The 7,646-nt window shown below is 68.2% G+C and carries 7 protein-coding genes; 5 read left to right on the forward strand and 2 right to left on the reverse strand.

Annotated features, from left to right (window positions below; translation table 11 throughout):
* The 4 genes from dnaQ to hrpB are packed head-to-tail and all read left to right on the forward strand — an operon-like array spanning nucleotide 1 to nucleotide 5,050.
* Complete coding sequence (dnaQ, locus tag VF651_00265) at nucleotides 1–717, forward strand: DNA polymerase III subunit epsilon (protein ID HEX7964120.1); 717 nt, start codon at nucleotides 1–3, stop codon at nucleotides 715–717.
* The gene (locus tag VF651_00270) at nucleotides 717–1,961 is read left to right on the forward strand and encodes a sodium:proton antiporter (protein HEX7964121.1); all 1,245 of its coding nucleotides are present in this window, start codon (nucleotides 717–719) and stop codon (nucleotides 1,959–1,961) included. Before dnaQ ends, VF651_00270 begins: the two co-directional genes overlap by 1 nt.
* 13 nt (nucleotides 1,962–1,974) lie before the next feature.
* A complete protein-coding gene (locus VF651_00275; GenBank protein HEX7964122.1) occupies nucleotides 1,975–2,568 on the forward strand; it encodes a hypothetical protein in 594 nt (197 codons plus the stop codon).
* Nucleotides 2,516–5,050, forward strand: a complete 2,535-nt coding sequence (gene hrpB / locus VF651_00280) for an ATP-dependent helicase HrpB (GenBank protein ID HEX7964123.1) — start codon at nucleotides 2,516–2,518, stop codon at nucleotides 5,048–5,050. Before VF651_00275 ends, hrpB begins: the two co-directional genes overlap by 53 nt.
* On the opposite strand, the gene VF651_00285 is transcribed toward hrpB, so the two are convergent.
* Nucleotides 5,051–5,395: a hypothetical protein gene (locus VF651_00285; GenBank protein ID HEX7964124.1), complete on the reverse strand. Its 345-nt coding sequence runs from the start codon at nucleotides 5,393–5,395 to the stop codon at nucleotides 5,051–5,053.
* A 173-nt stretch (nucleotides 5,396–5,568) separates the two neighbouring features.
* Between VF651_00285 and gltX the strand changes: the two genes are divergently transcribed.
* Complete coding sequence (gltX, locus tag VF651_00290; protein ID HEX7964125.1) at nucleotides 5,569–6,972, forward strand: glutamate--tRNA ligase; 1,404 nt, start codon at nucleotides 5,569–5,571, stop codon at nucleotides 6,970–6,972.
* A gap of 67 nt (nucleotides 6,973–7,039) precedes the next feature.
* Here gltX and VF651_00295 read toward each other — a convergent pair.
* The coding region (locus VF651_00295) for a hypothetical protein (protein ID HEX7964126.1) at nucleotides 7,040–7,646 on the reverse strand (607 nt) is incomplete at its 5' end.

Raw genomic sequence — 7,646 nt, forward strand, 5'->3', positions numbered from 1 at the left:
ATGCGCCAGATCGTGCTCGACACCGAGACCACCGGCCTCGAACCGGGGCAAGGCCACCGCATCATCGAGATCGGCTGCATCGAGATCCTCGACCGCCGCGTCACGCGCAATTCCTTCCATACCTACATCAACCCCGAGCGCGAGGTGGATCCCGGCGCGCTCGAGGTGCATGGCATCGACAACCGTTTCCTCAAGGACAAGCGCCGCTTCGCTGAGGTGGCGGGGGAGTTCCTGGAGTTCATCCGCGGCGCCGAGCTCGTGATCCACAACGCGGCCTTCGACGTGGGCTTCCTCAACCATGAGCTCAAGAGGATGCAGCACGCGGTGCAGGACATCCACGGCGTGTGCGGCGTGCTCGACACCCTCGAGCTGGCGCGCCGCCAGCACCCGGGCCAGAAGAACAGCCTGGATGCCCTGTGCAAGCGCTACAGCGTGGATAACTCCGGCCGTGAGTATCACGGCGCGCTGCTGGACGCCCAGCTCCTGGCGGAGGTCTACCTCGCCATGACCGGCGGCCAGGCGGCGCTGGTGCTGGATGCGGAGGCAGCGGGTGCCGCGGGCGCGGGTGCCATCAAGGTGCGCAAGCTGGACAGGGCCGGCCTCATCCTCATGGTGCCGGCTGCGAGCGAGGCAGAGCGCGCCGCCCACGCCGCCAAGCTGCAGGAGATCGCCAAGGCCAGCGGCGCGCCCGCGCTTTGGCCGCAGGAGGAGCCTTGATGGCCATGCCCGCCCAGGAATCGTTATCGGCCGCCGCGCCCTTGCTCAAGTTCGTGACCTTGCTGCTGGCGGCCGGCAGCGTCTCCGGCTACCTGGCGCAGCGCCTGCGGATTCCGGATGTAGTGCTGTACCTGTTGGCGGGAGTGCTGTTGGGTCCGCAGGCGCTCGGCATCGCGGACTTGCCGGCCGGATCGGTCCTCAACCAGGCCATCCTTATCTTCGGCGCCTCCTATATCCTGTTCGAGGGCGGCGCCGAGGTGCGGCTTGCCGTGCTGTCGCGCATCTGGCTTGGGTTGACCCTGCTCGCCACCCTCGGCGTGCTGGTCACCGCCGCCGTCACGGCCGCGGCGGCCCACTGGCTGCTCGGCCTCGCCCCGCTGGTGGCGTTGCTGCTGGGCGCCGTGATCGCCTCCACCGACCCGGCCACCCTGGTACCGGTGTTCAAGCAGGTGCGGGTGCGCGAGCGCCTGGCGCAGATGGTAGTGAGCGAATCGGCGTTCAACGACGCGGTGGGCGCGATCCTGACCTTCACCCTGCTCGCCATGGTGAGCGGCACGGACAGTTTCTCTTTGCAGGGTGCGCTCTTCGATCTGGTGCGCCAGGCGGGCCTCGGTATCGCGGCCGGCGTCGGCCTGGGTTTCGCGGCGGCATTGCTGATGGGGCATGCGCGCTACGGGTTCCTGCGCGACTATGCCCCTCTGGTCACTCTCATGGCCGTTGCCGGTGCCTATCTGGGCGCCGAGAACCTGCAAGCCAGCGGCTTCATGGCGGTGTTCACCGCCGGGATCATCGTGGGTAACCGCGAGCGGTTCGGGTTCGGGCTGGACGAGCGCGACACGCGCCGCCTGCATGAGTACATTGGCATAACGTCCCTGGTGATGCGGATGCTGATCTTCATCCTGCTGGGCATGCATGTGGACTTCCGGGCGGTGGGCGCGCACCTCGGCGGCAGCCTCGCCGTGGTGGCTGTGTTCATGTTCGTCGCCAGGCCGCTGGTGGTGTTCCTGTGCGCCGCGCCGGACCGGCGCGCCCGCTGGAGCCTGAAGGAGCTCCTGTTCATGTGCTGGACCCGCGAGACCGGGGTGATTCCGGGCGCGCTTGCCGGTATGCTGCTGGCTATGGGTGCGCCCGAGGCCGGCACGATCGCGGCGGTCACGTTCGTGGCGATCCTTGCCACGCTGCTGCTGCAGGCCACCACCACCCGCTGGCTCGCGGCACGGCTGGAGTTGCTGGAAAAGAACTGAAGGAGCAGAAGCGATGAACCTGCGTACCCTGGGCCTGCTGGCCGCCTGCCTGATGGTCCCCGGCCTTGCCAATGCCGCCGCCGATGCCACCAATAACGACGTGTTCGACTACAACGTCCTGCAGGTGGAGCGCCTGCACGAGCATTCCGATTTCTTCGCTGACAGCTCCGGCGGCACCGGTCTGCGCTTCGCCTATGACATGGAAGGCGGCGTGTACGTGTTCGGCCAGTGGCACAAGCTGGACTTCGACACCCTGGGCGGCGGCCACACCCTGCAGGGCATCGGCGTGGGCGCGCACCAGGCCTACAGCAGCACCACCTCCTTCTATATAGACCTCAGCTTCATGCGGGACGCGCTGGACTCCAGCCTGGGCGGCGCCGCCGACAACTATTGGCGCGTGAGCTACGGCTTCCGCAACCATTCCACCGACCTCATCGAGGTGGAGGGCGGCATCTTCACCGAGCGCAATACCAGCTTCGGCGGCCGGCCCTTCGGCGAGCGCCTGGGGATAGGCTTCGACTTCACCGGCTTCGACCTGAAGGCCGCGGTGGAGCATGCCGCCGACGGAAACAGGACGATGCTCACTCTCAGCTGGAATTATCGGTAAGCCCCTGGCCTCCCTGCCCATCGACGCGCTGCTGCCGGAGATCCGGCGGCAGCTCGGATCCCATACCGCCCTCGTGATCCAGGCGCCGCCCGGCGCCGGCAAGACCACGCGCGTGCCGCCGGCACTGCTGGACGAGCCTTGGGCCAGGGGCCGCAAGCTCGTGATGCTGGAGCCGCGCCGTCTCGCGGCCCGCGCCGCGGCCCGCTACATGGCGGAGGAGCGGGGCGACGGCCTCGGCGCCACCGTCGGTTACCGGGTGCGCATGGACACCCGCGTCGGCCCCAACACCCGCATCGAAGTGGTGACGGAGGGCGTACTCACGCGCCTCCTGCAGGAAGACCCCGCACTCGAAGGCTATGCCGCCGTCATCTTCGATGAGTTCCACGAGCGCAGCCTGCAGGCGGACTTGGCGCTCGCGCTCTGCCTCGAGTCCCGTTCGGCCCTCAGGCCCGACCTCAAGCTCATCGTGATGTCCGCGACCTTGGATGCGGCGCCGGTGGCGAAGCTCCTGGGCGATGCGCCCATCCTCACCAGCGAGGGCCGCGCCTTCGAGGTGACCACGCACTACCGTCCGTTGCGCGAACGTGAGCCGGAACTGCCACAGGTGCAGTTCGCGGTGGAGCGCGCGCTGCAGGAAGAGAGCGGCAACCTGCTGGTGTTCCTGCCGGGTACCGGCGAGATCCGCAAGCTGCAGCAGCGCCTGGAGGAACGGCTGCCGCCTGAGGTGCTGGTGGCGCCGCTCTACGGCGACCTGGACAACGCCGCCCAGGACCGGGCCATCGAGCCGCCGCCGCCCGGCAAGCGCAAGGTGGTGCTCGCCACGTCCATCGCCGAGACCAGCCTGACCATAGAGGGCATCCGGGTGGTCGTGGATACCGGCGAGATGCGCGTGCCGCGTTTCGATCCGGTGAGCGGCATGTCGCGCCTCGAGACCGTGCGGGTGTCCCGTGCTTCCGCTGACCAGCGGCGCGGCCGCGCCGGCCGCCTGCAGGCCGGCGTGTGCCATCGCCTATGGAAGGAATCCGAGACCCTCGCGCCCGCCAGCACGCCCGAGATCATGGCGGCGGACCTCTCGGACCTGGCGCTGGAGCTCGCGCGCTGGGGCGCCGCCGATCCTGGCGCGCTGCGCTGGCTGGATCCGCCGCCTGCCGCGGCCTATGCCCAGGCGCGGGAACTCCTGCAGGAACTGGGTGCGCTGGATGCGGCCGGGCGCATCACGCCGCACGGCGGCGAGATGCGCGGCCTCCCGCTGCATCCGCGCCTCGCCCACATGGTGTTGCGAGGCAAGGCCTTGGGGTGGGGCGCGCTGGCCTGCGAGCTCGCCGCGATCCTGAGCGAGAAGGATCCCCTGCGCTCGCCCGGCGGCTTCAATCCGGCGGACGTGCATGCGCGCCTGGAGCTCATGCGCTCCAACGGCGTGGAGGCCCAGAGGCGCACGCGCCTGATGCGCGCCGTGGCGGCGGACTTGAGACGCAGCGCCGGCGTCGCCGCGCGCGACCGGGAAGAAGGGGAGGCGGGCGTATTGCTCGGTTTCGCCTATCCCGACCGGCTCGCCCAGCGCCGCTCCGGCGAGGCGCCGCGTTACCTGCTTGCCAACGGGCGCGGTGCGGCGCTGCAGGAGGGCGACGCCCTCGGCAAGTCCGCCTGGCTCGCGGTGGCGCAGCTCGACGGCGTGGCACGGGAGGCTCGCATCTTCATGGCGGCGAGCCTCGGCAAGCACGACATCGAGCGGCATTTCGCGGGGCTCATCGAGGAGAAGGAGTCCGTGAGCTGGGACGAGGCCGGCGGCGCGGTGCTCGCGCGGCGGCAGAAGCGCCTGGGTGCGCTGGTGCTGGAAGATGCGCCGGCCACCGCCATCTCGCCTGAAGCGGTGACCCAGGCGCTGCTGCAGGCGGTGCGGGAGCGCGGACTCGGCGTGCTGCCCTGGACGCCGGCCCTGCGCAACCTGCAGGCGCGGCTCGCGTTCCTGCGCCGCACCCTGGGACCGGAATGGCCCGACGCGGGCGACGCGGCGCTGCTCGCGTCCCTGGATGCCTGGCTCGCGCCCTGGCTGCAGGGCATGAGCCGTCTATCCCACCTGGAGCGCCTGCCCCTGGACGAGGCCCTGCGCGGGCTCATGGACCACAAGCAGCGGCGCGAGCTGGAGGAACAGGCGCCGACCCACGTCACGGTGCCGAGCGGCTCCAGCATCCGGGTGGACTACACGGAGGGGGATACGCCGGTGCTCAGGGTGAAGCTGCAGGAGATGTTCGGCCAGGCGGACACGCCGCGGCTCGCCCGCGACAAGGTGCCGGTGATGCTGCACCTGCTCTCGCCGGCGCAGCGGCCGGTTCAGGTGACCCAGGACCTCAAGGGCTTCTGGCAGCGCACCTGGCCGGAGGTGAAGAAGGAGATGAAGGGACGCTATCCCAGGCACCAGTGGCCGGAGGACCCGACCGCCGCCGTACCGAGCCGCACGGGCAGGAAACCCCGCCCGCGCTGACTAATGAAACAACTTCTTCCAGAGGGGCGTGTCGCCCTCTTTCTTGGGGTTCAGGTTGATGTGGATGAGGTAGCCCGGCTCGGCGCGGGACTCCTCGATGCCGGTGATCACGCCCGAGAGGTGGTAGGCCTTGCGGTGGCCCTCCAGGTTCAGCAGCACTTCCACGTTGCTGCCGAGCTGCATCTTCTTGCTGGTGCGGATCTTCACGCTATGGGCGTTGAAGTCCACGGTGGTGCCGTAGAACTTCGAGACCGTCACGTCCTCGCCCCCCACGTTGAGGGTGTGGATGATGGCCTTCTCCTCGGTCTTCATCGCGTGCTTGACGATCCCTGGATCTGTGAGCATTGCAGTCAGCCTCGAAATTGACCCCTGGCAGGGATTCTAGCAACTGGCTCGCGGTGTTCCAGGCGTTCGTGACATCTGCACTTGCTTGACATAGCGCGGCCCGGAAGAGGATTAAGTGAAATGCCCGGGTCGGCTCTGCTAAAATCGCCGCCTTTGGCCCTGCGCGAGCTTCCATGACCGTCCGTACCCGTTTCGCCCCCAGTCCCACCGGCTACCTGCATATCGGCGGCGCACGCACCGCGCTGTTCTGCTGGCTGTACTCCCGCCACCACGGCGGCACGTTCATCCTGCGGGTGGAGGACACGGACCGGGAGCGCTCCACGGACGCCGCGGTGCAGGCGATCCTGGACGGCATGGCCTGGCTGGACCTCAAGCAGGACGAGGGCCCGTTCTACCAGACCCAGCGCTTCGACCGCTACCGAGAAGTGGCCCAGCAGATGCTGGCGGCGGGCACGGCTTATCACTGCTACTGCAGCAAGGAAGAGCTGGATGCCATGCGGGCCGAGCAGATGGCGCGCAAGGAGAAGCCCCGCTATGACGGCCGCTGCCGCGACCGCAGGGAGCCCAAGCCGGGCGTGACGCCTGTCATCCGCTTCAAGAACCCCCAGGAAGGGCAGACGGTGGTGGAAGACGCGGTCAAGGGCCGCGTGGTGTTCGACAACCACGAGCTGGACGACCTCATCATCGTGCGCTCCGACGGCAACCCCACCTACAACTTCTGCGTGGTGGTGGACGACATGGACATGCGCATCACCCACGTGATCCGCGGCGACGATCACCTCAACAACACCCCGCGCCAGATGAACATCCTGAAGGCGCTGGGGTTCACCCCGCCCCAGTACGCGCACCTGCCCATGATCCTGGGGCCGGACGGCACCAAGCTCTCCAAGCGCCACGGCGCCGTGAGCGTGATGCAGTACCGGGAAGACGGCTACCTCCCCGAGGCGGTGCTGAACTACCTGGTGCGGCTGGGCTGGTCCCACGGCGACCAGGAGGTGTTCAGCCGCGAGGAGATGGTGAAGCTCTTCGACATCAAGGACGTGAACACCTCCGCTTCCGCCATCAACCCCCAGAAGCTCTTGTGGCTCAACCAGCACTACATCAAGACCGGCGACCTGAAGCGCCTCGCGGACGAGCTCAAGTGGCATCTCGAGCGCATCGGCGTGGACGTGTCCAAGGGTCCTTCGCTCGAGGGCCTGGTGAAGGCGCAGCAGGAGCGGGCCAAGACCTTCAAGGAGATGGCCGAGGGCAGCCGCTTCTTCTTCGAGGACGTGAAGGAATACGATCCCCAGGCCGCCGCCAAGAACCTCACGCCGGACGTGCTGCCGGGACTTATGACCCTGCGGGAGAAGCTGGTGGCGCTGCCGGAGTGGGCAGCCCCGGCACTGCACGATGCGCTCAACCAGACCGCCGAGGGCCTGGGCCTGAAGCTCGGCAAGCTGGCCCAGCCCCTGCGGGTGGCGGTGTCCGGCGGCGGCATCTCGCCGCCCATCGACGCTACGCTGGAACTCTTGGGCCGCGAGACCACGCTCACGCGCCTCGACCGGGCCGTCAAGCACATCGAGAAGGCCGCCTAAGAAAAGCTTTGGGTTCATAAAAAAGCCGCGGCCTAGCCGCGGTTTTTTTATGCCTGGAGCGGGGTGCTCAGTTCAGTTGCACCCGGAAGGTGAGGGTGAAGAAAGGGCTGCTCGCGCCGGTCTTGCCGTTCATGAAGGTGCCGGCGGTGAAGGTGGCCTTGATGCACTTCACGTTCGCATCCAGCGTGCCGGCACCGCCGGTGGGCGAGTAGCTGGTTGTACAGGCGGCGTTCGAGAAGAACGTGTAGGTCGGCGCCGAGAGGCCGCTGCTGGTGGTGCCGTCCGTGAAGCTCGGGCTGCCGATGATGTAGGTGGTGTTGGTGGGGGTGGCGTCGCTGATGGAGACGCCGTTGGCACGGCCCTTGCCGCCGTTGCTCACCACCACGCTGTACTGGCTCACGCTGCCGCTCACGGCGCGGGGCTTCACGCTGCCCAGGGGATCGGAGATCACGCTCACGGACTTCACGATGGTGAGGCTCGGCCGGCGCAGCTCGAAGCTGCCGTTGGCGGTGTGGGTGACCGTGCCCTCGGTACCTTCGAAGCCCTTGACCGTTGGAGTCCAGAAGCCCTCCGCGACGGTGTCGCCGAGGACATAGCCGATGGTGTTGGTGGGTGAATTGCTGTAGTACTCGAAGGTCTTGGTGTCGGCGCCGGAGTCCGCCACCTGGACCATG

The organism is Gammaproteobacteria bacterium, from assembly GCA_036383255.1.
Lineage (GTDB): Bacteria > Pseudomonadota > Gammaproteobacteria > Natronospirales > REEB76 > DASUBN01.